We start from the raw sequence: 24,529 nt of genomic DNA on the forward strand, positions 1-24,529 counted from the left end.
TTCGATCGTCCATCAGGGAGAGACCAGAATGTTCACGATGTCACGGCGCGCTGTCGCCGGTCTGATTGCTGCGGCTGCACTGCTTCCCGGCGCCACCTTCGCTGCCGAGCCGCTCAAGGAAATCCGTCTCGACTGGGCGACCTACAATCCGGTCTCGATCATCCTCAAGCAGAACGGCCTCCTGGAGAAGGAATTCGCCAAGGACGGTGTGAAGATCACGTGGGTACAGTCGGCCGGGTCCAACAAGGCGCTGGAATTCCTCAATGCCGGCTCCATCGATTTCGGCTCGACCGCCGGCTCCGCCGCGCTGGTCGCGAAGATCAACGGCAATCCGATCAAGTCGGTCTATGTCTATTCGCGGCCGGAGTGGACCGCATTGGTCACCGGCAAGGATTCCAAGATCGCCTCCGTCGCCGATCTCAAAGGCAAGCGCGTCGCGGTGACCCGCGGCACCGATCCGCACATCTTCCTGGTCCGCGCGCTGCTCGGCGCCGGCCTTACCGACAAGGACATCACGCCAGTTCTGCTGCAGCATGCCGATGGCAAGGCTGCGCTGATCCGCGGTGACGTCGATGCATGGGCTGGCCTCGACCCGATGATGGCACAGGCCGAAGTCGAGGACGGCGCCAAGCTGTTCTTCCGTAAGCCCGACGCCAACACCTGGGGCATCCTCAATGTGCGCGAGCAGTTCCTGAAGGACTATCCGGACGCCGCGCGCCGCGTCCTCGCCGTCTATGAAGACGCCCGCAAATACTCGCTGGAGAACTATCCGGAGCTGAAGAAGGCCTTCATCGGCGTCACCAAGCTGCCCGACGCGGTCGTCGACAAGCAGCTCAAGGAACGCACCGAACTGACCCACAGCCGCATCGGCGCACCGCAGCGCGAGTCGATCCTCGCCGCAGGCCTCGCTCTGCAGCAGGCCGGCGTGATCGACGCCAAGGTCGATGTGAAAGCGACGGTGGATGCCCTGATCGACGATCAGGTGCAGTTGCCGAAGAGCTAATGCTCTCGTATCTGCGAAGCCATCCTTCACCCTCCCTGCAAAGGGAGGGTGAAGCTTTTGACCACCTTGCAAACCAGATCGAGACGCGCTTCAGCTATGGCCATGACGCTCGACATCACCGCACCCGACGTCGCGGAGATCCGTGAAAAAACCGCATCCAACAGGCGCTGGCAGCGTTTCGCGCGGCCTGCGCTGGGCGTCGTATTCCCGCTGACACTCGCGCTGGCATGGGAGCTAGCAGTGTGGTCCGGCTGGTCGAACGGCCGGCTGGTGCCGCCGCCATCGCGCGTCTTTGCCACCATCATGGATCTCGCCCGAAGCGGCGAACTCTGGCGCCATATCACCACGACGCTGTCACGCGTTGCCGCCGGCTTCGGCCTCGGCGTTGTCGCCGGCACGCTGCTCGGCGCTATCTCCGGCTATTGGGGCATTGCACGGCGACTGCTCGATCCCACCGTGCAAGCATTGCGCGCCATTCCGTCGATCGCCTGGGTGCCGCTGTTCATCCTGTGGCTCGGCATTTTCGAGACTTCGAAAGTCGCGCTGATCGCCGTCGGCGTGTTCTTCCCGGTCTATCTCGGCGTTATGGGCGCGATCCTCTCGGTCGATCGCAAGATCGTCGAGGTCGGCCGCACCTTCCGCCTCTCCGGCCCCGCCATGATCCGCCGTATCCTGCTGCCAGCGGTGCTGCCGGCCTATGTCGTTGCACTCCGCGTCGGCCTCGGGCTCGGCTGGATGTTCGTGGTCGCCGCCGAATTCATGGGCGCATCCGAAGGGCTCGGCTATCTCCTGATTGATGGCCAGCAACTCGGCAAGCCGGCGCAGATTCTCGCCGCGATCACCATCTTCGCCCTACTCGGCAAGACTACAGATTGGCTGATCGAACTCGTCACCACACCCTTGCTGCGTTGGCAGGACGCGTTCCGACCGGGCGGAGAGAGCTGATGCTCGCCCTCGACAAGGTCGGCAAGACCTATCCCAACGGCGTCCACGCGCTGGAGCGCTTCACCGCGCAAATCCCGCAGGGCGAGATCGTTGCCATCATTGGCGGCTCTGGCTGCGGAAAATCAACGCTGCTGCGCGCCGTTGCTGGGCTCGATCGCGCCTCGACCGGCAGCATCCGCATCGACAATATCGATATCAACGCACCGCACGAAAAGATCGGCATCATCTTCCAGGAACCGCGACTGCTGCCATGGCTGAGCGTTGCCGACAATATCGGCTTTGGCCTGTCCGAGCTTCCTGTCGCCGCACGTCGCGAAAAGGTCGCGCAGGCCCTGGCGCGCGTTGGTCTGTCGGACAAGGCCAGGGCATGGCCCCGCGAACTATCTGGCGGACAGGCGCAGCGCGTCGCCATTGCCCGTGCACTGGTGCCGCAGCCGGAGGTGCTGTTGCTCGACGAGCCGTTCTCCGCGCTCGACGCCTTCACACGCCGCGATCTGCAAGATCATCTGCTCGATCTCTGGGCCGATACACGGCCGACGCTGATCCTCGTCACTCATGATGTCGACGAAGCCGTCGTCCTGGCCGATCGGGTGCTGGTGATGCGGCCGCGTCCGGGCCGGCTGTTCGCCGAGATCGATGTCAGCCTTGCGCGCCCGCGCGACCGCGCTTCTCCGCTGTTCGACGCCGTGAAGCGCCGCGTGCTCACCGCATTGGATCGCTCACTCGATCGCGACGTGCCCGATAGCGCACCTGCCGAGGCGGTCGGCGCATGGTGGTGACAACAACGCCGCTAACCAATAAAAGCTGCAACTAACAAAATCTCAGGGAGAGATATCATGGACGCCGCCGCGCTTCGCGCCACCCAGGCCCCCATCAAGGAACTTTACAAGACCGATCCCAAGGCCGCCTTCATCACGCTGAAAGCCAAAGGCTCGATCGACAATGACGGCATCGCCTGCAAGGTCGAGACCGGCCGGCAGATCGCAGCCGCCGGCCTGCATCCAGCAACGGGCGGCTCCGGGCTTGAACTGTGTTCCGGTGACATGCTGCTGGAAGCGCTGGTGGCCTGCGCCGGCGTGACGCTGAAGTCGGTGGCCACCGCCGTCGAAATTCCACTGAAGTCCGGCAACGTGACGGCCGAAGGCGATCTCGATTTCCGCGGCACGCTCGGCGTCGACAAGGAAGCCCCGGTCGGCTTCGCCGAAATCCGCCTGCGTTTCGACGTCGACACCGATGCGCCGCAGGACAAGCTCGATCTGTTGCTCAAGCTGACCGAGCGTTATTGCGTGGTCTACCAGACCATCAAACATGGCCCGAAGGTTTCGGTGTCACTCAACAGGGTGTAAGCAGGCGGGACTGTCCACCAAGAAAGAGGAGGCCAAGCACCTCCTCTCATCAGGCTTCCATGTCCCCCGAACTTACCTTTCTCCTGACACTCACGCTGCGCATGGCGATCACCGCTGCTTTCGTGATCACCGCCGCCATCATTACCGAACGCTCCGGCCCGGTGATCGGCGCCTTGGTGGCGACGCTGCCGATCTCCGCGGGTCCGTCCTACGTTTTTCTCGCTATCGATCACGATGCTGCCTTCATCGCGCAGGGCGCGCTGACGAGCCTGCCGATCAACGCCGTGACAATGTTTTTCGGATTGACTTACATCTACCTGGCCCGGAGCCATAACGTCGTTGTCAGTCTCGGCACGGCGATGATGGTGTGGTTCGGCCTTGCCATACTGGTCCGGCAATTCGAATGGTCGTTACTCGGAGGTCTCCTCGCCAATGCGGTGGCCTTCGGCATCTGCCTGCCGCTCATGGCGCGGTTTCGCCACGCCATGATGCCGCTCATCACACGTCGCTGGTACGACATACTGCTGCGCGCGGTACTGGTGTCCACGTTGGTCGGCACTGTCGTCACGCTATCCGCGACCATCGGACCGGCCGGTAGCGGCATCCTTGCGCTCTATCCCGTGGTGTTCACCAGTTTGTTGCTGATCCTGCATCCGCGCATCGGCGGCGTGCCGACCGCCGCGGTAATGGCCAATGGCGGCTGGGGCCTGATGGGCTTCGGCATCGCCGTCGCTACCCTGCCCCTGACCGCGCCACGCTTCGGCTCGGCGATCGCGCTAAGCGTCGCGTTGGCAACTTGCGTGGTGTGGAATCTCGGCCTGTGGTCGCTGGGCCGCAGGAAGATTCGCACCGTTTAGCCTTTGGGCAATTTGGCCTTCAGCGCATAGAGCGCATCCAATGCCTCGCGCGGCGACATCTCGTCGGGATGCAGCGATTTCACGGCTTCCATCAGCAGGTCCGCCTCGCTCGGCGGCGCCGCCTCTTCCGGTGCGCGTGAGGTGATCGCGAACAGCGGCAAGTCGTCGACCAGCACCTTGGCGCCCTGCCCGCGATCCTGCGCTTCGAGCTTGGCCAGCACCGATTTCGCGCGCACGATCACCGCGGGCGGCAGGCCGGCGAGTTTCGCGACCTGAATGCCATAGGAGCGATCCGCCGAGCCCGGCAGCACCTCGTGCAGGAACACGACGTCGCCATGCCATTCCTTCACCCGCACCGTGGCATTGAACAGCCGCGGCAGTTTTGCCGACAGAGCGGTGAGCTCATGATAATGCGTCGCGAACAGCGCGCGGCAGCGATTGCTCTCGTGCAGGTGCTCGATCGCAGCCCAGGCGATCGACAGACCATCGAAGGTCGCCGTGCCGCGGCCGATTTCATCCAGGATCACCAGCGCACGCTCGGTCGCCTGATTGAGGATGACGGCGGTCTCGACCATCTCGACCATGAAGGTCGAACGCCCGCGCGCCAGATCGTCCGCAGCGCCGACGCGTGAGAACAGCCGGTCGACGATGCCGATGCGGGCGCGCGAGGCCGGCACGAAGCTGCCGATCTGCGCCAGCAGAGCGATCAGCGCATTCTGCCGCAGGAAGGTCGATTTACCGGCCATGTTCGGGCCAGTGATCAGCCAGATCTGGCCAGACTTCTGCCCCGGCCCCGGCGACAGGTCGCTAGCATTGGCGATGAACGGCTGACCGTCGCGGCGCAGCGCCTGCTCGACCACCGGATGACGACCGCCCTCAATGGCGAACAACAGCGAGTTATCGACTTCGGGGCGAACGTAGTTGTCGTCGACCGCCAGCTTCGCCAGCGCGGTCGCCACGTCGAGCAGCGCAAAGGCGTGCGCGGCGGCGCGCAGGTCTTCCGAGGCCTCGGCAACCATCCCCGACAGCCGTTCAAATATTTCGAGTTCCAGCCCGAGCGCACGGTCGCCGGCATTAGCGATCTTGGCCTCGATCTCGCCAAGCTCGGACGTCGTGAAGCGCACCTGCCCGGCCAGCGTCTGGCGATGAATGAAGGTCGCATTCAGCGGCGCCTGCATCAGCTTGTCGCCATGCTGCGCGGTGACCTCGACGAAGTAGCCGAGCACATTGTTGTGCCGGATCTTCAACGCCTTGACGCCGGTATCGTCGGCATAGCGTGCCTGCATCGAGGCGACCACGAGCCGCGAGGCGTCGCGCAGATTGCGGGTCTCGTCGAGCACGGGTTCGAAGCCCGCGCGCACAAAGCCGCCATCACGCTTCATCAGCGGCAGGTCGTCATCAAGCGCACGCGTAAAGGTCGCAGCCAGCTCACGCGACGGTCGGCGCAGGCCGACCATGGCCGTGGTGATATCAGCCGGCAGATTCTCGGCGACGCCGAGGCGCGCCAGTACCTGATCGGCAGCGAGCACGCCATCGCGGATACAAGCGAGATCACGCGGGCCGCCGCGCCCCACAGACAAACGTGCCAATGCACGCGACATATCCGGCGCGGACTTGAGCGCGGAGCGCAGATCGTCACGCAGACCGCTGTCGACGACGAACGCCGCGACCGCATCATGGCGTCGCGAAATGCCCGCAGCATCCGTGAGCGGCGCCGCCAGCCGTTGCGCGAGGAGGCGCGAGCCGGCAGCCGTCACCGTGCAATCGATGGCATCGAGCAGCGAGCCCTTGCGTTCGCCGCCGAGCGTCCGCGTTAGTTCGAGATTGGCGCGGGTCGCCGGATCGATCGCCATCGTCGTGCCGACCGCTTCACGCGTCGGCGGCGACAGCGGGATACGCTTGCCGATCTGGGTGCGCTCCACATAGGTGACGCAAGCCGCTGCGGCTGCCGCTTCCAGCCGCGACATCGCGCTGAGGCCATCCATGGTGGCGACGGCGAAATAATCGCACAGGCGCCGCTCGGCCGTGGCGCCGTCGAACACGTCGCGGGTCAGCGGCGTCACGGCTGGCAATTCACGCAGCAACTGGCTGAGATCGGGATCGCTGTAGAGCGCATCCGTCACGATCACTTCATTCGGATTGATGCGCGCCAAAGTCGCTCCAAGTTCGCCGGTCGCGCATTCGGTGACGATGAATTCCGCCGTCGAAATGTCGATCCAGGCCAGACCAATGCGATCCGCACCAGCCGACCCCTTGCTGCGCGCGATCGCCATCAGATAATTGTTGGCACGGGCATCGAGCAGGTTTTCTTCCGTCAGCGTACCCGGCGTCACCACGCGGACGACGTCGCGGCGGACCACGCTCTTGCCGCCACGCTTCTTCGCCTCGGCCGGATCCTCCATCTGTTCGCAGACGGCGACACGGATGCCGAGCGAGATCAGGCGGTGCAGATAATCATCGGCGCGAACCACCGGCACGCCGCACATGGGAATATCCATGCCCTGATGCTTGCCGCGCTTGGTCAGCACGATGCCGAGGGAACGCGAGGCAAGCTCGGCGTCCTCGAAGAAGATCTCGTAGAAATCGCCCATCCGGTAGAACAGCAACAGGCCGGGATTGGCAGCCTTGATCTCAAGGTACTGTTCCATCATCGGAGACACTTTTGCGGTGTCTTCCACGCGGGGAGCGGGTTCTGGGGCGGTAATGGGCTGCTGGATCGTCATGGCGGCGGACGCTAGCAAATTTTGTCCGGCCGATCCCACCCGCGGCTGTCGCAAACCGTAGTTTTCCCCACCACGGCGAGGCAGTTGACAAGTCAACTGCGATTTCATATCCGCAATCCCAAGGGAATTTTTCAAATTCCCAGGGACATCGCTGCCATCCAGCAGCGGCATTTGACCGGGTCAGCGGGGCTTCCTAAAAACACCGCGAAAATCCGGCAATCGAGCGCGGATGCAGTCCCTAAGGGAGAGAATTGATGAGCGATGTCTTTATCTGCGACGCCGTCCGCACCCCCATCGGCCGTTTCGGCGGCTCCCTTGCCAAGGTTCGCGCCGACGACCTCGCCGCAGCTCCCATTAAAGCCCTGATCGAGCGCAATCCCGGCGTGGATTGGACCGCCGTCGAGGAAGTCTATTTCGGCTGCGCCAACCAGGCCGGCGAAGACAACCGCAACGTCGCCCGCATGGCCTCGCTGCTGGCCGGCCTGCCGGATTCAGTTCCCGGCGCGACCCTGAACCGCCTTTGCGCGTCCGGCCTCGATGCCGTCGGTGCCGGCGCCCGCGCCATCCGCGCCGGTGAAATCGATTTCGCCATTGCCGGCGGCGTTGAATCCATGACCCGCGCGCCGTTCGTGCAGGGCAAGGCCACCGAAGCCTTCTCCCGTTCGGCGGAAATCTTCGACACCACCATCGGCTGGCGCTTCATCAACCCGCTGATGAAGGAAAAATACGGCGTCGATGCCATGCCGGAAACCGGCGAGAACGTCGCGCAGGATTTCCAGATCTCCCGCGCCGACCAGGACGCCTTCGCGATCCGCTCGCAGCAGAACGCGGGTAAAGCAATTGCAGCGGGTTACTTCGCCGAAGAAATCATCCCGGTGATGGCGCCCGGCGGCAAGGCCGGTCCGATTGCGGTCGACAAGGACGAGCATCCGCGCCCCGAAACCACGCTGGAAGGTCTCGCCAAGCTGCGCCCGATCGTCCGCAAGGACGGCACGGTCACCGCCGGTAACGCCTCGGGCGTCAATGACGGCGCCTGCGCCATGATCCTCGCTTCGGGCGCCGCCGTTGAGAAGCACGGCCTTAAGGCCCGCGCCCGCATTCTCGGCCTTGCCTCCGGCGGCGTCGCGCCGCGCATCATGGGCATCGGCCCGGTGCCGGCTACCAAGAAGCTGATGGAGCGTCTTGGCCTCAAGATCAGCGACTTCGACCTGATCGAACTCAACGAAGCCTTCGCCTCACAGGGCATCGCCGTGCTGCGCCAGCTCGGCGTCAAGGAAGATGCTGATTTCGTCAATCCGCATGGCGGCGCGATCGCACTCGGCCATCCGCTCGGCATGAGCGGCGCCCGTCTCGCGATGACCGCCGTGCACGGCATGGAGAAGCGCGGCGGCAAGCTCGCGCTCGCCACCATGTGCGTCGGCGTCGGCCAGGGCGTCGCCATGGCGATCGAGAAGCTGAACTAACAACGACGTTTTCAAGACTGCCGCCGCGGGATCCGCGGCGGCCAAAAAGGGAAAACCAGCATGACGCTAATCTATCCCATCGAGAGCAATGCGGCGCACGCGCCGCGCCTCTCACCCGGCTACAAGAGCACCATCAAGCGCGCACCGCAGAAGCAGCGCATTCTGATGCCGCACACGATGTCGGAACTGACCGGCCCGGTCTATGGCCACGAGACCGTGCGCCCCGGCGATCATGACCTCACCACCATGCATGCCGGCGAGCCGCTCGGCGAACGCATCATCGTCCACGGCACGGTGATGGACGAGGACGGCCGCGGCGTGCCGAACACGCTGGTCGAACTGTGGCAGGCCAATGCCTGCGGCCGCTACGTGCATGTCTGGGACCAGCATCCCGCACCGCTCGATCCGAACTTCACCGGCGCCGGCCGCGCCGTCACCGACGCCAAGGGCAATTACAAGTTCATCACCATCAAGCCCGGCGCCTATCCGTGGGGTAATCACCACAATGCGTGGCGTCCTGCGCACATCCATTTCTCGGTGTTCGGCCATTCCTTCGTCTCGCGCCTCGTGACGCAGATGTATTTCCCGAACGATCCGCTGTTCCCGTTCGATCCGATCTTCAACTCAGTCACCGACGAGAAGGCGCGCCTGCGCATGGTGTCGGACTTCGACCTCGACGTCACCGAACCCGGCTGGGCGCTGGCCTATCGCTTCAACATCGTACTGCGCGGCCGCAACGCGACCCCGACGGAGAATCACTGATGCCCGGAATTACCCCGTCGCAGACCGTCGGTCCGTTCTACGCCTACGGCCTGACGCCGAACGGCAAATATGCCTGGAACGACGCCTTCACCAACAACCTGCTGACGCCAGACGTCACCGGCGGCAAGATCCGCATCGAAGGCGTGATCTATGACGGCGACGGCAAGGTGGTGCCTGATGCGGTGCTGGAAATCTGGCAGGCCGACGCACAGGGCCGTTTCGCCGATCCGCAGGACACCCGCGGGCTGCCGAATTCGGGCTTCAAGGGTTTTGGTCGTTCCGGCACCACCGACGCCGGCGAATATTCGTTCGACACCGTCAAGCCCGGCGCTGTGCCCGGCATCGATGGCAAGCCACAGGCCCCGCATATCGTGATGGCCGTATTCGGCCGCGGCATGACCATGCAGTCGATGACGCGAATCTATTTCGAGGATGAAGCCGCGACAACGAGCGACGCGGTGATGAACCTCGTCCCCGCCGATCGTCGTGCCACGCTGATTGCGAAGAAGACGGCGCCGGGTGTGTACCGGTTCGACATTCACCTGCAGGGTGACAACGAGACGGTGTTCTTCGACGTGTGATCTTGCTTAACCTCTCCCCGCTCTTTGCGGGGAGAGGTCGACCGGCGCAGCGTAGCGAAGCCGGTCGGGTGAGGGGCATGGCACACGCTCTCACCTCGGGAAGACCATCGGATCTCTCCCGCCATAGCACTCCCCATCAAAATTAGAGTCCGATTCGAGAGCCCGTGTGTATGGCTGGCCGCGTGCCATGCCCCTCACCCGCCGCGAAGACGCGGCGACCTCTCCCCGTAAAGGACGGGGAGAGGTTAAGCACCGTCTATTCCATCACCGCCGGATGCTCGTCCGCGTCCGGCTTCGCCGCCTGCGCGCGCAACACCGCCTTGGACGAGCCGATGATCAGCGCCATCGGAATCGCGCAGAGCGTCACCAGCATCACCATCTGATAATCAAGCCCGAAGGCGATGATGGTTGCCTGCAGCGTGACGATGGCGTCCATCACGGCGCGGCCGCTGTCGGTGGCGAGATTGATCGCGCCGGTCACGTTGGGCATCTGCAGCGCGTTATTGAACGGTGTGACGTGCTCGACCAGCACCGCATGGGCCATACGGGTGTTTGAGGTGAGCTGCGCGATCACGATGGAAATACCGATCGAACTCGCGACATTACGCAGCAGCGTGAGCATCGAGGTGCCGTCGGTGCGCAGATGATTTGGCAGCGTCAGGAATGCCACCGTGGACAGCGGCACGAAGACGAGACCGAGGCCAAATCCCTGCGCGATCGAGACGATCACGATCTCCGGCACGCCGGTCTGGTCGGTCCACATCGACGTAAAGAACAGCGACACCGACATCAGCGCCATTCCCATCATGATCAGGGTGCGCGCCTCGATATATTTCATGAAACGGCCGACCAGCATCATCGCCACGAAGGTGCCGGAGCCACGCGTCGCCAGTAGCAGACCTGCCGTAAGGATCGGATAGCCGATCACGTTCTGCAGATAGGGGGACGACAGCGCCATGGTCGAATACAGCACCAGCCCCATGACGGCCATGAACACGCAGCCGCCGACAAAATTCTTGTCCTTGAAGATGGCGAACTGAATGAATGGCTTCGAGGTCGTGAAGGAATGCGCGAAGAAATAATAGAAGCCGATCACCGAGACGATCGCCTCGATAACGATTTCGTTGGATTCGAGCCAGCCGAGTTGCTCGCCGCGGTCGAGCGCGAGCTGCATTGCCCCGATGCCGATGGCCAGCGCGCCGAAGCCGAACCAGTCGAATTTCAGTTCTGCATTGGTCCTGGTCTCGTCCATGAAGGCCAGCAGGCCAAATACCGTGACGATGCCGAACGGCAGATTGACGAAGAACACCCAGTGCCAGGAATAGGTTTCAGTCAGCCAGGCGCCCAATGAAGGCCCCATGATCGGGCCCAGCATCACGCCCATGCCCCAGATCGACATCGCCTTGGCGCGCTCATGCAGCGCATAGCTGTCTAGCATCACCGCTTGCGACAGCGGCACCAGCGCCGCGCCGAACACGCCCTGCAACAAGCGAAAGCCGACCATCTGGTTGATGTCCTGCGCGAGGCCACACAGCACCGAAGCGACAGTGAAACCCGCCGAACAGACGATGAAGATCTTCTTGCGGCCGAACCGGTTGGCGATCCAGCCGACCGGCGCGGTCATGATAGCCGCAGCCACGATATAGGAGGTCAGCACCCAGTTGACCTGATCCTGCGACGCCGACAGCGTGCCCTGCATATAGGGCAGCGCCACATTGGCGATGGTGGTGTCGAGCGCCTGCATGATGGTGGCGGTCATGGCGCAGATCGTCACCATGTTCCGGCGAAAGCCGGGGACCGCACTTGGAGATGGCGCCGACGTGGTCATCGGATCAGTCCTGACTTGCCTTGGCCGATTCAGCCTTGGCTGACGAAAGTCCGAGCAAGCCTGCCAGCGAGCGATGATGCTTGGTATCGATGGTCGTATAGGTGCTCATGCCGGCCTTCAGTCGCTTCACGAAGGGATCTGCATAATCGAGATAGATCCGCACCGGCACGCGCTGCACGACCTTCACGAAATTGCCGGTGGCGTTCTGCGGCGGCAGGATCGCGAATTGCGCGCCGGTGCCGGGGCTCAGCGAACCAACGGTGCCCTTGAAGGCGTGGTTCGGGAACGCATCGACGTCGATCTCCACCGTCTGGCCGACGGCGATGTAAGTGAAGTCGGATTCCTTCAGATTGGCATCGACCCACGGCCTGTTGTCGTCGATCACTGTGAGGATCGGCGTGCCGGCCATCGCGTAGCGGCCGAGCTGAATGTTATCGACCTGTGTCGCGACGCCGGAAATCGGCGCTTTCAGCACGGTGTGGTCGAGATTGCGCTGGGCCTGATCGAGTGCCGACTGCGCCTGCGCGTAAGGCGGGAATTGGGCCAGCGGCAGGTCGGGATTGCCAAGCAACTGGTTCATCGAAGTCGCGAGCTGCTGCTTCAGGAGTTCGAGCTGCGCCTTCGCGGTCACCGCAGCGGTCGCCGCATTGTCGAGATCGAGCTGCGAGCCGAAGTTGCTCTTGACCAGCGTCGACTTGCGTTCGACGTCGCGTTGCTTGAAGTCGACGCCCTGCTGCGCCAGATCCTGCATCTGGCCATAGATCTTCACGTTGCTAACAAGGTTGTCATAGGTGGTTTTCGCCTGCGCCAGCTTGGCCCTGGCATCGTCGAGCGCGAGCCGGAACGGCACCGGATCGATCTCGAACAGCACGTCGCCTTGATTGACGTGCTGGCCTTCGCGCACCACCACCTTGTCGACCTTGCCGGAAATATCCGGCGTGATCAGCACCTTCTGCGCGCCGACATAGGCGTCGTCAGTACCGACGTAACGGCCACCCGAGAGATAGAACGCAACGCCGCCGATCAGAACCACAGCCGGCAACACGACCAGCAGTAGCGATCGGCGATAGCGCTTCAGGAAACCTTTCGCTCCCTGACGCTGCGTGGTCGCGGCGCCATCGGATCCGCCTTCGGGCGCATCCTTGTCGGGAAATTTCAGCACGGGCTCAGCCATAAGCTTGTTCCTTGGTCTTTGTGGCTGCGGGATTCAGCGCAGCGCGGATATTGTCTTTGATGGTTTCGAGATGCGCGACGAGCTGGTTCATGTCCGCCTCGCTCACGCCGTCGAATGCGACCTGCATCAGGTTGCCGCGCAGCACCGCCAGCTTGGCCGTCAGCGGGCGCGCAGCCTCGGTGAGATAGAGGCGCTTGATGCGGCGGTCGGTGTCGTCATTGCGGCGTTCGATCAGGCCGCTGTCGCAGAGCTTGTCGATCAGCCGCGTCAGGCTGATCGGCGCCATTTCCATGGCGTCGGCGAGATCGGTCTGTTTTTGCCCCTCGTTGCGCTCGACCTTGGCGAGCACCGCCCATTGGGCGCGCGTCATGCCGAACTGGCGCGCTTCCTTGTCGGCCAGCTGTCGCAACATGCGCTGGGTCTCGAACAAAGCGGACAGGAAATCGGTGCCGGTGTCAGGCTCGCAGGACATAGAGGCGCTCCATAAAGCTAGCTTATTATAAGCAAGCTTATTAATAGCACATCGGCGGACAATACGACGCAGCCCCGCGACAAGCGCATGGCTAAGCCCTCCCGAACAGCAAAAAGCCCGGCTCGAAGGCCGGGCTTGAAGTTTTCGGGAGCGATCGAAGGATCAGTATTTCGCCACGACGGCCGGGCTGAAGGTATAATTGATGCCGGCGCGGAAGACGTGGTCGTGGAAGCCGACCGAGGTCTGGTTGGCCGTCCCGCCGAAATAGGTCGCCGAACCCAGGTCGAGGTAAAGATATTCGAGCTTGGCCGACCAGTTGGTGCCGAACTTCTTTTCCAGACCGGCGCCCAGGGTCCAGCCGACACGGGTCTGCGATTCCGACAGTAACGTGCCGGGAACCGTCACGGCGGCGCTGGCCGGTGTCGTGCCCTGCGATCCCGGCCCAAACAGCTGCCCGGTCACGGTCGTCTGCGTCGAATACTTGACCTCGCCGACAGCGAGACCGCCGGTGCCGTAGAGGAGCAGATCCGGCGTTGCCAGCAGGCCGACGCGGCCGCGGAAGGTCGCAAACCACGGGAAGCTCCACGAGCTGGCGGCCGATGTCTGCGTCAACAGATTGAAGTCGCCGCCCGGCAAGGTGGTCCGCAGCGAACTCACTGGAGAGTTCGCGCTGCCACGTTCACCGGTGCCCTGGATATCGGCTTCGAGACCGACGACCCATGTGCGGTCAAGCTGCCAGTTGTAGCCGATCTGGCCACCGCCGAGGCCGCCATTGACGTCCTGCTTGACCGGCGACGCAAAGGCGGTGCCCGGCAGGAAAGTGGCGTCGCCTCTGCCCCAGCTATAGCCACCGTTGAGGCCGGCATAAAATCCGGTCCAGTTGATGCCGGGGTCCACCAGAACCGGCGCCTTGGTGTACATGCGGGGCGACAGATCCGCAGCGCCGGCGGTCGACGAAAACGCCATGATGGCGAGGCCTGCAGCGGCCAATACGGTGCGTTTCACCATCAGTCTCCTCAACAACAGATCAACGAAGGCAGGCCGAAAGCCCTGCTTCGATGATGTGTAGTTGAATGAGACCTCAGCGACTTGGACCGGACGCGACGCGACAGGACTGGACGAGACTCGCACTGCAATTCGTTCTGCTTGTTGCGTTCAAGCCACATGGCGCATCGCGAACTATCAAAGACAGAAATACCAGAAGGCACGCTAACAGCGATCAGTATGAACGTGAGCCGGCACTGGCACGACCAAGATGTAGTTCAATGCTTGCAGGACTGATCCTCGTGACTTCTGGACCCGGTCCCGAAACACCCGATTCACTCATCGCGGTTGCTTCCAAAAATCTGGCGACACCGCAGCTCCAATTCGGGCGCCTGACATTCAACGTCGAATCCCCACTTCCGACGGACTCCCGAGTTTCGACCGATACTGCATTACACGGGTTACCAGGCGCGATTGTTTTTATCGGCACGGGATTTCCGGCGAATAATCGCCTGCCGGATGTTGCGATTGCGCCATCGCCCGACGCTGTCGTCTTTGCGGTTGTTCTGAAAGGTCGTGCTCGCGCATCGCAGCATAGCCGCGAAGAAATCATCGAACAGGACCACGCGGTCCTCATGACAACCAGGGACGCCGGTTGGCATACGTCATCTCATGAGACGCAGCATCTGATCGTTCAGATCGACCGTGCCGCGCTGGCGATCAAGGTGCCGAATCTCAGTGCCTGGCTCATGCGACCTGTCCTCCTCGAGGCTCGGACGTTGCGGCTATTGATGGCGCATTGTCAGGAAGCGATCGACCTCGACGAGTCCGCCCCAACTCATCTTCAGCACCATGTCGTAGCCGATCTATGTAGCCTGATCGCACTTCTGATCATCGGTTTGGAGAACCGCTCCGAGACGTCCCGGCCTTCCAGCACCCGCCTGTTGCGCTGGCACGCGATCAAGGCAGCTATCGAAGCAGACCTCGGAAATCACGGCCTCTCGGCCGATACGCTGGCGGCGGCTCAGAAAATCTCGCCGGATTACGTTCGCAAGCTGTTTCGCGAACATGGCCTCAGCCTGTCGGAATATTTGCTCGAACGGCGCTTGGCCTTCGCTTATGCACTGCTACTCGACCCTTTGCGGGCCGATGAGCGGATCGGGAAGATCGCCGACGAGGCCGGCTTCAACGATTTGTCGTATTTCAACCGGACATTCCGGCGTCGATATGCCACCTCGCCATCGGATCTGCGCCGGGAGCGCAAAAGCTCCATCTGATCCGGCCCTGTATCGCCCATTCAACCTTTGCAATCGCCCGGCTGTCCCCCATCTGAAGGGAACGCTCGTCGTTTGGCGGCGCAGGATTTGGTGTAAGACTGGGGCTCGACGCCGAAAAGACAGGCACAATCACACCCAACGGGTTAAGCTACCTCCATATGGCAGTTCCGAAACCAACTTTCCCGGCTCCTGGCCACGATCACGACCGCTGTACGGCGGACGCTATGCATCATGCCGAGCATGTCTGTGCGGCCCGGTCGCAGAAGCTGACCCCGATCCGCCGGCAGGTGCTTGAAGCGCTGCTCGCAAGCCATCGGCCGCTCGGGGCCTACGAGATCATCGATGAGCTCGCCAAGACCACTTCGCGTCCGGCCCCTATCACTGTGTATCGCGCACTTGATTTCCTGATGGAGAACGGCCTCGTTCACCGCATCGAGAGCCGCAACGCCTTCCTGGCCTGCGCCCATGATCACGGCACGGCCTCGATGGTCGCGTTTCTGATCTGTGACAAATGCGGCTCGGTCGGCGAAGTGCCGGCCACGAAAGTCGCGCAGAGCCTCAACGATGCCGCACGGACGACTGGCTTCGTCCCGAAACTGTCTGTTGTCGAAATCACCGGAACCTGCGCGCACTGTCAGGCGTGACGATCCCATAACAACACGGCGACAAGCCGGGCCCGAGGCTTCATGTCTGCAGAAACCATTATCAGCCCAGCCGGCGGACGCGCACTCACCGCCGGCGCCATCGCCCTCGTGCTGATGCTGTGCCTGACCTGGGGCTTCAACCAGATCGCCATCAAGCTGGTGCTGCACGATATCCCGCCTTACACGCAGGCGATGCTGCGCTCGGCCGGCGCGCTGCTGGTCATCCTGGCCATTGCGCGCGTGCGCGGCGTCAAACTGTTCGAACGCGACGGTACGCTGAAAGCTGGCTTGTTTGCCGGCCTGCTGTTCGGCCTCGAATTCGTGCTGATCTTTCACGGCCTGCAATTCACGACGGCCTCGCGCGCCGCGGTTTTCCTCTACACGATGCCGTTCTTCGTCGCCTTCGGCGCCTATCAGTTCCTGGGCGAACGCCTGCGCCCCGTGCAATGGGCCGGCCTCGCAGTGAGTTTCGCCGGCGTCGCCGTGGCCATCGGCGTCCCGCAGCCCGGTGTCACCACCGACGTGGTGATCGGGGATCTGATGATCGTCGCCGGTGCGGGGCTGTGGGCCGCGACCACGCTGGTGGTCAAAATGACACCGCTTCTCTACGCCCCGCCCGAGAAGGCACTGGGATACCAGGTCGGACTGTCTGTCCCGATTTTGGGCCTGGCGGCGCTGCTGGCCGGCGAGACCGTGACCCGGGTTCCCGGTCCGCTGGCGCTGTCCCTGCTCTCGTTTCAGGCCTTCTGGGTGGTCGGCTTCACGTTTTTGCTCTGGTTCGGGCTGATCAAGACCTATTCCGCCAGCAAACTGGCCGCTTTCACCTTCATCACACCCCTGTTTGGCGTTGCGGCTGGCTATCTCATTCTCGATGACCACCTGACGCCAGCCTTCGGATTTGCGGCTCTGCTCGTCGTTGCTGGATTGGTGTTGGTCAATCGCCCCCCGCGCGCCTGATGGCGGCGTCCTTAGCAAGGCAGCGCAACATCCCTGAACGCACGAACGAGCGGCATTTCGACCTTGCCGCTCATGCCTTGCAGTATATCGAGAGCTTGCTGCCGGGATAGCGGCGGCTTGTAGGACCGCCGCTCGATGAGTGCCGCGAAGATGTCGGATATCGTCACGATCCGGACGACATCTGAAATGGCGCTGCCCGCGAGGCCGTCCGGATATCCGCTTCCATCGAGATATTCATGATGATGCCGGACCGCATCGAGCACTTCATGCGAGGCGCCGCCGACGGCCGCGAGATAGTCGCATCCCGCCGCTGGATGCGTCTCCATTATTCTGCGCTCGTCGAGATCAAGCTTGCCGGGCTTGTTGAGAATAGCGGCGGGGATCGCGGCCTTGCCGATGTCATGGAACATCGCAGCCGAATAAAGCCGCCGCATATCCGCTTCCGCTAGCCCGAGTTTTCGCCCGAAATCGACCACGACACCCATCACCAGCAGGCAATGCTGATAGGTCCCTTCGTGATGCTGGCGAACGGCTTCGAGCCAGGCAGACAATCCGCTCGCGACGACGCCTTCCGCAATCCTGCCAGCAGCCGATGTAACGGCAGCGACATCGATCGGCCTGCCAGCAAGCACGGCGGTGAACATGGACGCCATCGCTTCTGCGCCATCGAGCGTCGCCTGCACGGCGCTCGTACAACTGCGCTCGCCGCTGCCCGCAACACCATTGGTGAGAATCCGCACGAAGTCCTGCTGCGCAACAGGGGCAAACAGAATACCGGTGGCACCCAGCGCATAGGCCTGTAGAACGAGCAGCCGCTCATTGCGCTCCATCACGAAGATGCGTTTGCGCGATGATGCGATGCAGCTCTGATGCTGTTTCAATATCGCGATATTGCCTGCCGCACGGAGATCCGCAGCGACCACGATCGCGTCATATGGTCCGCCACCCGCAGCGCGCCTGAGCGTCATGCCGGTGACCGTGAATCGTTTTTCGAGCAGCACCCGCAAGCGCGATAGCTTGTCGCTGTCATCGGCAAGGATATGGATTGTGGTCCGCATTTCACGATCCTGTCGGCGCGTGGTCTGACTGCTCCTTCCGGAGTCAGACCGTCACGTTCGGGACGACACCCTTCGCCCATGTCCTGTTCGGCGTGACAAATTCGATCCCAATCTGATCCCCTGCCAGGCGCACCATCCGGCAGCGGCGATAAGCGAGGCCGGTCGCCGACAGCAGAAGAAAGAATTCCTTGATATCAAGGCCCGCGAGCGAATCGCCGACGGTCAACCGCGCACCGGTGTTCGACGCATCCATCATCAGGCAATGTCGCGTCCATGCGCCGTCGATGCTGACCATTCGCACCGGAATTCCGCGAGCAAACACCACCCGCTCGCTTTTTCGTTTACCGAACGCCATCAAACCGCTCCGGAAACAGCGCTCGACGAAAAGCCGCTGCGCTGGTTGCAAATAAATCCAGGCGAGAGCGCGTTTTGGGGCCGGTTTGGCTGTGAGAATGACACCGGCGGCCGCACGAAACGCGCGACAACAAGAAGCTTACGGTAGAAAATTATTACAATGTAATTTCAGATTGTATTTTACTTAAGTACCGCAGGATCGTTAAAAAATTGCCTACATAAGTAGCGGTAGCGGCCCGCACGGGATTGGAACCAGCGTCCGACATCAGCCCGGGCAGCGCCGCAGCCGACGAGCATCGAGCCAAATGGTCGTTTTCGGAACATCGGGGCGCCCGAGGCCGGCTTGGCGGCGATCAGACGACTCCAGGCGGAACCGATTACCGGTTAAGCATCGACCACAATTCTCGTCTAACGCTTTGAGAAATCGTGTATTGTCATCTTGGGCACAGGTGTTGAACCGGAGCGCCTGCAGCTTAGCTATTTTGCCAACCGCAACCCTGCCGTTGAACGGCCGGGGCCCGTCAGCGACTGATCCATTGATGACAGCTCCATTGATGAATGTCGCAGAAATCTGATATTCGAGACCCCATGAACAAGATTGAAATTCCGTCGGACATCGCCGGACCGGCGCCCCGGCACCTCACCACACAGGTCATGGTTGGCAACGTCGCCGTCGGCGGCGGCGCCCCGATCGTCGTGCAGTCGATGACCAACACGGACACGGCTGACATTCAGGGCACCATCGACCAGGTCGCAGCGCTGTCGCGCGCGGGCTCGGAAATGGTCCGCATCACCGTCGACCGTGACGAGGCTGCCGCTGCCGTTCCGCATATCCGCGAAGCGCTCGACAAGCAGGGCATCACCACGCCGCTGGTCGGCGACTTCCACTATATCGGCCACAAGCTGCTCGCCGAATATCCGGCCTGCGCCGCCGCGCTCGACAAATACCGCATCAATCCCGGCAATGTCGGCTTCAAAAGCAAGCGTGACTCGCAGTTCGCCGACATCATCGAGATCGCGAACAAGAACAACAAGGCCGTCCGCATCGGTGCGAACTGGGGTTCGCTCGATCAGGAACTGCTCACCAAGCTGATGGACGAGAACGCGCTGTCCCCGAATCCGAAGGACGTTCGCGCCGTGACCCGTGAAGCGATGGTGCAGTCGGCATTGCTGTCGGCAGCCCGCGCGCAAGAACTCGGCATGCCGAAGAACAAGATGATCCTCTCCGCCAAGGTTTCGGCGGTGCAGGACCTCATCGCGGTCTATCAGACGCTGGCCTCGCGCTCTGACTATGCAATCCATCTGGGCCTCACCGAAGCCGGCATGGGCTCGAAGGGCATTGTCGCCTCCTCGGCCGCGCTCGGCATTCTGCTGCAGCAGGGCATCGGCGACACCATCCGCATTTCGCTCACCCCCGAGCCCGGCGGCGATCGCACGCTGGAAGTTCAGGTTGCGCAGGAATTGCTGCAGACCATGGGCTTCCGTACCTTCGTGCCGCTGGTCGCTGCCTGCCCCGGTTGCGGCCGCACCACCTCGACCACGTTCCAGGAACTGGCGCGTTCGATCCAGGATTTCATCCGCATCGAAATGCCGACCTGGAAGACCCAGTATCCGGGCGTCGAGAATCTCAACGTTGCGGTCATGGGCTGCATCGTGAATGGTCCCGGCGAATCCAAACACGCCAATATCGGCATCTCGCTGCCCGGCACCGGCGAAAGCCCGGCCGCGCCGGTGTTCGTCGATGGCGAGAAATTCCGTACCCTGCGCGGCCCGACCATCGCGGCCGACTTCAAGGCACTGGTGATCGACTATATCGACCAGCGCTACGGCAAGGGCAGCAAGACGCCGGAAGTCGTCACCGCGGCCGAGTAAGCCGCACCACTCAAATGCAAACTGAAACGGCCGGGCATTGTCCCGGCCGTTTTCGTTTGTGCGGCTGCTAGCTACCTACAGCGGAATCCGCCGAAACTCGCGATTGCTCAAGCCCGCTTCTTCCAGATCGAGATCGCGCTCAATCCGGCGACGGCTTTCATCGGTGATCTTACCGTCGCGCAATTGCGCATGGATGAATTTGCGCTCGGCCTTGATGAGTTCGCGCACCAGATCGATGCCGACCGCCGAGACATCGACCTCGGGATCGAGTTCACCGGGCAGCTGGTTCGACCGGCTTTCGTGGCGCGCCCGCAGCAGCTTCACGACCTCGTCGGAGAGCTCGCGATCGTCGGTCATCGCGTCGAGCCGCGCCAGTGCTGTGGCCAGTGCTTCGCGGCGTGTTGCGAGTTCAGCCTCATGTTCGGCGATATATTCCGCGCGGCCGATCCTGGTCACGCCGAGCCACTTCACCACCATGGGCAGGCACAGGCCGAAGCCGACCAGCGTGATCAGAATGATATTGAACGAGACGAACAGGATCAGGTCGCGCGCCGGAAAGGCATCGCCGGACATCAGCGTGAACGGCAGCGCCAGTGCTGCGGCGAGCGACACCGCGCCGCGCACGCCGGTAAAGGCGACGACGAAGGTCCATTGCCAATTCGGCGCGGGATCGCGCTTGCGCAGATCCGCGCTGAGCCAGCGCGGCACATAGATCGCGGCATAAACCCAGACGAACCGCGCCAGGATGATCACTACGATGACCAGCGCCGTGGCCAGCATGATGTCGGCGATTGGAAAGGCCTTCGACCTCTCGATCAGCGCCCGCATCTGGAAACCTGTCAGCAGGAACAGCAGGCCCTCGACCAGATAGATCACCAAATCCCAGAAGAAGATGCCTTGCAGGCGCGTTGCCGCCGAGATCAGCAGCGGACCATTCCAGGAGATGTAAAGACCGCAGGCGACGGTAGCGATCACACCCGAGCCGCCGAAATGTTCGGGGATGAGATAAGCGACATAGGGTGTCAGTAGCGACAGCGTGATTTCGACCTGCGGATCGCGCGCACGATGACGCATGCGCAGGCTGAGCCAGCCGATGGCGAGGCCAAAGACGAGTTCGCAGGCGAGAATGGCGACGAAGGTGCCGGCCGCCTTCGTCAGCGAGAATGCCCCGGTGGTGATCGCCGCCACCGCGAAGCGATACAGAATCAGCGTCGTCGCATCGTTGGCAAGGCCCTCGCCTTCCAGCACGACCAGCATCCGGCGCGGCAGGCCGAGTTTTCGCGCAATCGCCAGCGGTGCGACCACGTCCGGCGGCGCCACAATGGCGCCGAGCAGAAAACCGACCGACCACGGCAGCCCGATCAGGTAATGCGTCGCCGTAGCGACGAGGCATGCGGTGAAGATCACGCAACCAACGGCCAGCAGCGTGATGATGCGCAGACTGGCTCGAAATTCGCGCCAGCTCATGGCGACAGAGGCCGAATAGATCAGCGGCGGCAGCACGCCGAGCAGCACCACTTCGGGCGGCAGTTCGAGCGCCGGCATGCCCGGCACGAAAGCCAGCGCGATACCGGCCAGCAGCAGCAGGATCGCCGGGGCAATGCTGATGCGCTTGGCCAGCCACGCCGTACCCGCAAGCGCAGCAATCAGAACCAGAAAGATCGGAAATTTGGTTTCCACGCGGGCGATATCCTCTACAGGCCTAATTTGCCCGGCGCGGCGACAAGGTCAATGCAGGCGCGTGCTGAAGTATCAGATCGCACTTGCCGCGATATTGACCATCAGCGCGACCAGCGCCGTGTTGAAGATGAAGGACACGATGCCATGCGCCGTTGTCGTGCGACGGATCGATTTTTCGGTGATCCCGACATCCGAGGTCTGCGCGGTCATGCCGATGACGAAGGCGAAATAGACGAAATCCCAGTAGTCGGGGGCTTCCTTCTTGTCACCCTCGGGAAAGGCCAGCCCACCCGGCTTCGGCCCGCGATAATATTGATGCGCATAGTGCAGCGAGAATGTCGTGTGCACGGCCGCCCAGGACGACGCGATGGTGACGACCGCCAATGTCAGTTCGGGCGCGGTCCGGTTGCCGGCGCCGAGTTCGAACACGATGGCAGCAATGCTAGCAAAGGCACCGAGCGCAGCAACCATCAGGATGACGAAACTGCCGTCGTCCTGAAGCGCGGCATTGCGGCGGATGCGCTTGCTGCCGCCGGTCAGCATCATGCCATAGACCAGCAGCAGATAGAGGGCGATGAAGGCGTCCCAGCCGATCAGGAGCCGCGTCACCAGCCGCAGGGAGGACGGCAGTACCAAGAAGACAATGATGCCAATCAGAAGCGCAAAGAAAGTGCGCGGCCGCGCATAGACCACGCGATAGGCCGCCGGCATCTTGCGAAAACGGACAAGGAGCTCATCGAGATCCTTGCCCGTCTCCGACATGATCGGTTCTTCCTTAGTTCTTGCGCTCGGCCACGAAGCGGGCAGCGGCGCGCAGCACGTCGCCCTTGTTGCCGAAGATCGACAGCGATGCGTCAGCGGTGGCGATCAGATCGGCGACGCGCTTCTTCGCGCCGGCGACACCGAGCTGCGTCACGAAGGTCGTTTTGTTGAGCACGGCATCGGCGCCAGCCGGCTTGCCGAGGGTCGCGGCATCGGCTTCGACGTCCAGCAGATCGTCGGCGATCTGGAAGGCTTCGCCGAGCGCACGGCCGTAATCGTCGAGCGCCTTGTATTCCTTCGGCGTGGCCTGGCCGAGCAGCGCGCCGGCGATGACGCCGTAACGCAGCAGCGCACCGGTCTTCATCTGCTGAACACGCGCGACGTCCACCGGCTCCTTGTCGCCGAAGCGGCCTTCGCCGGCGAGATCGAGCATCTGGCCGCCAACCATGCCGCCGAGACCGGCGCAGCGGGCGAGGGCTCGGGTCAGCAGCAGGCGCACCGTCGCATCCGAATGAATTTCATCGCGGGTGACGATGTCGAAAGCGAGCGTCAAAAGCGCGTCACCGGCGAGGATCGCGGTAGCATCGTCGGTGGCCTTGTGCAGGGTCGGACGGCCGCGGCGCAGGTCGCTATTGTCCATCGCCGGCAGGTCGTCATGAATCAGCGAATAGCAGTGGATGCATTCGAGGGCAGCGCCAACCAGCAGCGCCTGCTCGCGGTGCACGCCGAATACCGCAGCGCTCTCGACCACCAGGAACGGGCGCAGCCGCTTGCCGCCACCGAGCGAAGAATAACGCATCGCATCCATCAGCCGCTTCGGCCGGGCGATTTCATCGGGCAGCACGCCATCGGCGAGCACCTTGGTCAGTACGGCTTCGGTATCGTCCGCGGTCTGGTCCAGGCGCGAGGCAAAATCTTTGGTGGAAGCACCGGTCGACATTAAGAATAGCTCCAGAACAATTTGGCCGGACAATCCTCTATGGCAAAGGCCACGTCAATTGCGCCTGCGGCGTCCCGCCGCGATTGGTCGCGGCAAGCTTAACCGGCTTGAAAAAGGCTCAGAAAGCCCGCTTGATCAGCGGTATAGCTCCGACCGGAAACGCCCCTCTTGCGCCTCATCCGCCGCCTCATCCTGATCGGAATCCTGCTCGTCTTATTGCCCTATCTGCTGACGCCGCTTTATGCCGTCGGCCGGCCGATTTCGGCGCTGATGGCATGGCGCTGGATCTCCGGTTCCCCCGTGCAGCGGACCTGGGTTGATCTCAAGGCCATGTCGCCGGCCCTGCCGCGCAGCGTGGTCGCATCCGAAGACGCCAAATTCTGCAGCCATCGCGGAATCGACTGGGCTTCCCTGCAAAACGCCATCGAGGACGCCCAGGACGGCGAAGTCTCGGGCGGCGGTTCCACCATCACCCAGCAGGTGGCGAAAAACCTGTTCCTGTGGCCGGGCCGCAGCGTGATCCGCAAGGGCCTCGAGATCCCGCTGGCCCTGTGGGTCGATCTGGTTCTATCGAAACAGCGGATTCTGGAAATCTACCTGAATATCGCCGAAATGGGCCCGTCCGGGCAATTTGGCGCCCAGGCCGGGGCCGAATATGCCTTCAATCGGCCGGCCTCCAGCCTGTCCGCCCGGGAAGCGGCGCTTCTGGCGGCGATCCTGCCCAATCCGGTCACCCGTAGCGCCCGGACACCGGGGCCAGGGGTGCGGCGTCTGGCGGCAACCTATATGGCCCGGGCGCAGGCGGCGGAGTTGCAGCGGTGCTGGTGAGACCCAAACTCGTCGTTCC

General features: G+C 62.7%; 23 protein-coding genes. 13 read left to right on the forward strand and 10 right to left on the reverse strand.

All coding sequences use genetic code 11. The annotated features are described in order from the left end of the window. Positions 1 to 28: 28 nt before the first annotated feature. The 5 genes from AB8A27_RS03195 to AB8A27_RS03215 all read left to right on the forward strand — a co-directional run bounded on the left by AB8A27_RS03195 (position 29) and on the right by AB8A27_RS03215 (position 4,151). Positions 29 to 1,003, forward strand: coding sequence for an aliphatic sulfonate ABC transporter substrate-binding protein (locus AB8A27_RS03195; protein ID WP_441240645.1), 975 nt, complete (start codon positions 29 to 31; stop codon positions 1,001 to 1,003). A gap of 96 nt (positions 1,004 to 1,099) precedes the next feature. Next, positions 1,100 to 1,948 (forward strand): ABC transporter permease, encoded by an 849-nt coding sequence (locus tag AB8A27_RS03200; RefSeq protein WP_441240646.1) that lies wholly within the window; start codon positions 1,100 to 1,102, stop codon positions 1,946 to 1,948. Then, complete coding sequence (locus AB8A27_RS03205) at positions 1,948 to 2,727, forward strand: ABC transporter ATP-binding protein (RefSeq protein WP_441240647.1); 780 nt, start codon at positions 1,948 to 1,950, stop codon at positions 2,725 to 2,727. Before AB8A27_RS03200 ends, AB8A27_RS03205 begins: the two co-directional genes overlap by 1 nt. Before the next feature lie 57 nt (positions 2,728 to 2,784). Continuing rightward, positions 2,785 to 3,294 (forward strand): OsmC family protein, encoded by a 510-nt coding sequence (locus AB8A27_RS03210; RefSeq protein ID WP_089262662.1) that lies wholly within the window; start codon positions 2,785 to 2,787, stop codon positions 3,292 to 3,294. A 59-nt stretch (positions 3,295 to 3,353) separates the two neighbouring features. Next, complete coding sequence (locus AB8A27_RS03215) at positions 3,354 to 4,151, forward strand: hypothetical protein (protein WP_441240648.1); 798 nt, start codon at positions 3,354 to 3,356, stop codon at positions 4,149 to 4,151. On the opposite strand, the gene mutS is transcribed toward AB8A27_RS03215, so the two are convergent. Beyond that, positions 4,148 to 6,874, reverse strand: coding sequence for a DNA mismatch repair protein MutS (mutS, locus tag AB8A27_RS03220; RefSeq protein WP_441240649.1), 2,727 nt, complete (start codon positions 6,872 to 6,874; stop codon positions 4,148 to 4,150). The genes AB8A27_RS03215 and mutS overlap by 4 nt on opposite strands. Before the next feature lie 254 nt (positions 6,875 to 7,128). Between mutS and pcaF the strand changes: the two genes are divergently transcribed. Genes pcaF through pcaG form a run of 3 tightly spaced genes read left to right on the forward strand, consistent with a single transcriptional unit; the run spans position 7,129 to position 9,680 of the window. Further along, positions 7,129 to 8,337, forward strand: coding sequence for a 3-oxoadipyl-CoA thiolase (gene pcaF, locus AB8A27_RS03225; RefSeq protein WP_441240650.1), 1,209 nt, complete (start codon positions 7,129 to 7,131; stop codon positions 8,335 to 8,337). A gap of 60 nt (positions 8,338 to 8,397) precedes the next feature. Beyond that, positions 8,398 to 9,099, forward strand: a complete 702-nt coding sequence (gene pcaH / locus AB8A27_RS03230) for a protocatechuate 3,4-dioxygenase subunit beta (RefSeq protein WP_441240651.1) — start codon at positions 8,398 to 8,400, stop codon at positions 9,097 to 9,099. Then, positions 9,099 to 9,680 (forward strand): protocatechuate 3,4-dioxygenase subunit alpha, encoded by a 582-nt coding sequence (gene pcaG, locus AB8A27_RS03235; RefSeq protein WP_441240652.1) that lies wholly within the window; start codon positions 9,099 to 9,101, stop codon positions 9,678 to 9,680. Before pcaH ends, pcaG begins: the two co-directional genes overlap by 1 nt. A 256-nt stretch (positions 9,681 to 9,936) precedes the next feature. Here pcaG and AB8A27_RS03240 read toward each other — a convergent pair whose 3' ends face one another. The 4 genes from AB8A27_RS03240 to AB8A27_RS03255 form a co-directional block, all read right to left on the reverse strand. Then, positions 9,937 to 11,508 (reverse strand): DHA2 family efflux MFS transporter permease subunit, encoded by a 1,572-nt coding sequence (locus tag AB8A27_RS03240; RefSeq protein ID WP_441240653.1) that lies wholly within the window; start codon positions 11,506 to 11,508, stop codon positions 9,937 to 9,939. A gap of 4 nt (positions 11,509 to 11,512) precedes the next feature. Next, a complete protein-coding gene (locus AB8A27_RS03245) occupies positions 11,513 to 12,682 on the reverse strand; it encodes an HlyD family secretion protein (protein WP_441240654.1) in 1,170 nt (389 codons plus the stop codon). Further along, positions 12,675 to 13,154 carry a MarR family winged helix-turn-helix transcriptional regulator gene (locus tag AB8A27_RS03250; RefSeq protein WP_441240655.1) on the reverse strand — a complete coding sequence of 160 codons (480 nt, stop codon included), beginning with the start codon at positions 13,152 to 13,154 and terminating at the stop codon, positions 12,675 to 12,677. The genes AB8A27_RS03245 and AB8A27_RS03250 overlap by 8 nt, the downstream gene beginning before the upstream one ends. 162 nt (positions 13,155 to 13,316) lie before the next feature. After that, complete coding sequence (locus AB8A27_RS03255) at positions 13,317 to 14,162, reverse strand: outer membrane protein (RefSeq protein WP_441240656.1); 846 nt, start codon at positions 14,160 to 14,162, stop codon at positions 13,317 to 13,319. Positions 14,163 to 14,419: 257 nt separating this feature from the next. Here AB8A27_RS03255 and AB8A27_RS03260 point away from each other — a divergent pair, with 257 nt between their 5' ends. From AB8A27_RS03260 to AB8A27_RS03270, 3 genes are all read left to right on the forward strand, one after another. Further along, positions 14,420 to 15,415: an AraC family transcriptional regulator gene (locus AB8A27_RS03260; RefSeq protein ID WP_441240657.1), complete on the forward strand. Its 996-nt coding sequence runs from the start codon at positions 14,420 to 14,422 to the stop codon at positions 15,413 to 15,415. Between the two features lie 158 nt (positions 15,416 to 15,573). Further along, entirely contained in the window at positions 15,574 to 16,059 is a 486-nt protein-coding gene (locus AB8A27_RS03265) for a Fur family transcriptional regulator (RefSeq protein ID WP_441240658.1), read from the forward strand. A 42-nt stretch (positions 16,060 to 16,101) separates the two neighbouring features. Beyond that, positions 16,102 to 17,016, forward strand: coding sequence for a DMT family transporter (locus AB8A27_RS03270; protein WP_441240659.1), 915 nt, complete (start codon positions 16,102 to 16,104; stop codon positions 17,014 to 17,016). 11 nt (positions 17,017 to 17,027) lie between these two features. Here the strand turns inward: AB8A27_RS03270 and AB8A27_RS03275 are convergent, their stop codons facing one another. Both AB8A27_RS03275 and AB8A27_RS03280 read right to left on the reverse strand, forming a co-directional pair. After that, positions 17,028 to 18,074 carry an HD-GYP domain-containing protein gene (locus tag AB8A27_RS03275; RefSeq protein WP_441240660.1) on the reverse strand — a complete coding sequence of 349 codons (1,047 nt, stop codon included), beginning with the start codon at positions 18,072 to 18,074 and terminating at the stop codon, positions 17,028 to 17,030. Positions 18,075 to 18,117: 43 nt separating this feature from the next. Then, positions 18,118 to 18,429, reverse strand: a complete 312-nt coding sequence (locus tag AB8A27_RS03280; RefSeq protein WP_441240661.1) for a PilZ domain-containing protein — start codon at positions 18,427 to 18,429, stop codon at positions 18,118 to 18,120. A gap of 587 nt (positions 18,430 to 19,016) precedes the next feature. Here AB8A27_RS03280 and ispG point away from each other — a divergent pair. After that, positions 19,017 to 20,300 (forward strand): flavodoxin-dependent (E)-4-hydroxy-3-methylbut-2-enyl-diphosphate synthase, encoded by a 1,284-nt coding sequence (gene ispG / locus AB8A27_RS03285; protein ID WP_092139848.1) that lies wholly within the window; start codon positions 19,017 to 19,019, stop codon positions 20,298 to 20,300. Positions 20,301 to 20,375: 75 nt separating this feature from the next. Here ispG and AB8A27_RS03290 read toward each other — a convergent pair whose 3' ends face one another. From AB8A27_RS03290 to AB8A27_RS03300, 3 genes are all read right to left on the reverse strand, one after another. After that, positions 20,376 to 21,980, reverse strand: a complete 1,605-nt coding sequence (locus AB8A27_RS03290; protein WP_441240662.1) for a Na+/H+ antiporter — start codon at positions 21,978 to 21,980, stop codon at positions 20,376 to 20,378. Between the two features lie 72 nt (positions 21,981 to 22,052). Further along, positions 22,053 to 22,742, reverse strand: coding sequence for a DUF1345 domain-containing protein (locus AB8A27_RS03295; RefSeq protein ID WP_441240663.1), 690 nt, complete (start codon positions 22,740 to 22,742; stop codon positions 22,053 to 22,055). Positions 22,743 to 22,755: 13 nt separating this feature from the next. Then, positions 22,756 to 23,682 (reverse strand): polyprenyl synthetase family protein, encoded by a 927-nt coding sequence (locus AB8A27_RS03300; RefSeq protein WP_092139854.1) that lies wholly within the window; start codon positions 23,680 to 23,682, stop codon positions 22,756 to 22,758. A 168-nt stretch (positions 23,683 to 23,850) separates the two neighbouring features. Between AB8A27_RS03300 and mtgA the strand changes: the two genes are divergently transcribed. Continuing rightward, positions 23,851 to 24,510, forward strand: coding sequence for a monofunctional biosynthetic peptidoglycan transglycosylase (gene mtgA, locus AB8A27_RS03305; protein ID WP_441240664.1), 660 nt, complete (start codon positions 23,851 to 23,853; stop codon positions 24,508 to 24,510). Positions 24,511 to 24,529: the final 19 nt, after the last annotated feature.

The sequence above is a fragment of the Tardiphaga sp. 768_D3_N2_1 genome, assembly GCF_052076105.1.
Lineage (GTDB): Bacteria > Pseudomonadota > Alphaproteobacteria > Rhizobiales > Xanthobacteraceae > Tardiphaga.

Excerpts from the sequence above, each read along its gene's own strand:
- AB8A27_RS03195 (WP_441240645.1), top strand. The coding sequence starts at position 29 with ATGTTCACGATGTCACGGCGCGCTGTCGCCGGTCTGATTGCTGCGGCT.
- AB8A27_RS03200 (WP_441240646.1), top strand. The coding sequence starts at position 1,100 with ATGGCCATGACGCTCGACATCACCGCACCCGACGTCGCGGAGATCCGT.
- AB8A27_RS03205 (WP_441240647.1), top strand. The coding sequence starts at position 1,948 with ATGCTCGCCCTCGACAAGGTCGGCAAGACCTATCCCAACGGCGTCCAC.
- AB8A27_RS03210 (WP_089262662.1), top strand. The coding sequence starts at position 2,785 with ATGGACGCCGCCGCGCTTCGCGCCACCCAGGCCCCCATCAAGGAACTT.
- AB8A27_RS03215 (WP_441240648.1), top strand. The coding sequence starts at position 3,354 with ATGTCCCCCGAACTTACCTTTCTCCTGACACTCACGCTGCGCATGGCG.
- mutS (WP_441240649.1), bottom strand. The coding sequence starts at position 6,874 with ATGACGATCCAGCAGCCCATTACCGCCCCAGAACCCGCTCCCCGCGTG.
- pcaF (WP_441240650.1), top strand. The coding sequence starts at position 7,129 with ATGAGCGATGTCTTTATCTGCGACGCCGTCCGCACCCCCATCGGCCGT.
- pcaH (WP_441240651.1), top strand. The coding sequence starts at position 8,398 with ATGACGCTAATCTATCCCATCGAGAGCAATGCGGCGCACGCGCCGCGC.
- pcaG (WP_441240652.1), top strand. The coding sequence starts at position 9,099 with ATGCCCGGAATTACCCCGTCGCAGACCGTCGGTCCGTTCTACGCCTAC.
- AB8A27_RS03240 (WP_441240653.1), bottom strand. The coding sequence starts at position 11,508 with ATGACCACGTCGGCGCCATCTCCAAGTGCGGTCCCCGGCTTTCGCCGG.
- AB8A27_RS03245 (WP_441240654.1), bottom strand. The coding sequence starts at position 12,682 with ATGGCTGAGCCCGTGCTGAAATTTCCCGACAAGGATGCGCCCGAAGGC.
- AB8A27_RS03250 (WP_441240655.1), bottom strand. The coding sequence starts at position 13,154 with ATGTCCTGCGAGCCTGACACCGGCACCGATTTCCTGTCCGCTTTGTTC.
- AB8A27_RS03255 (WP_441240656.1), bottom strand. The coding sequence starts at position 14,162 with ATGGTGAAACGCACCGTATTGGCCGCTGCAGGCCTCGCCATCATGGCG.
- AB8A27_RS03260 (WP_441240657.1), top strand. The coding sequence starts at position 14,420 with ATGCTTGCAGGACTGATCCTCGTGACTTCTGGACCCGGTCCCGAAACA.
- AB8A27_RS03265 (WP_441240658.1), top strand. The coding sequence starts at position 15,574 with ATGGCAGTTCCGAAACCAACTTTCCCGGCTCCTGGCCACGATCACGAC.
- AB8A27_RS03270 (WP_441240659.1), top strand. The coding sequence starts at position 16,102 with ATGTCTGCAGAAACCATTATCAGCCCAGCCGGCGGACGCGCACTCACC.
- AB8A27_RS03275 (WP_441240660.1), bottom strand. The coding sequence starts at position 18,074 with ATGCGGACCACAATCCATATCCTTGCCGATGACAGCGACAAGCTATCG.
- AB8A27_RS03280 (WP_441240661.1), bottom strand. The coding sequence starts at position 18,429 with ATGGCGTTCGGTAAACGAAAAAGCGAGCGGGTGGTGTTTGCTCGCGGA.
- ispG (WP_092139848.1), top strand. The coding sequence starts at position 19,017 with ATGAACAAGATTGAAATTCCGTCGGACATCGCCGGACCGGCGCCCCGG.
- AB8A27_RS03295 (WP_441240663.1), bottom strand. The coding sequence starts at position 22,742 with ATGTCGGAGACGGGCAAGGATCTCGATGAGCTCCTTGTCCGTTTTCGC.
- AB8A27_RS03300 (WP_092139854.1), bottom strand. The coding sequence starts at position 23,682 with ATGTCGACCGGTGCTTCCACCAAAGATTTTGCCTCGCGCCTGGACCAG.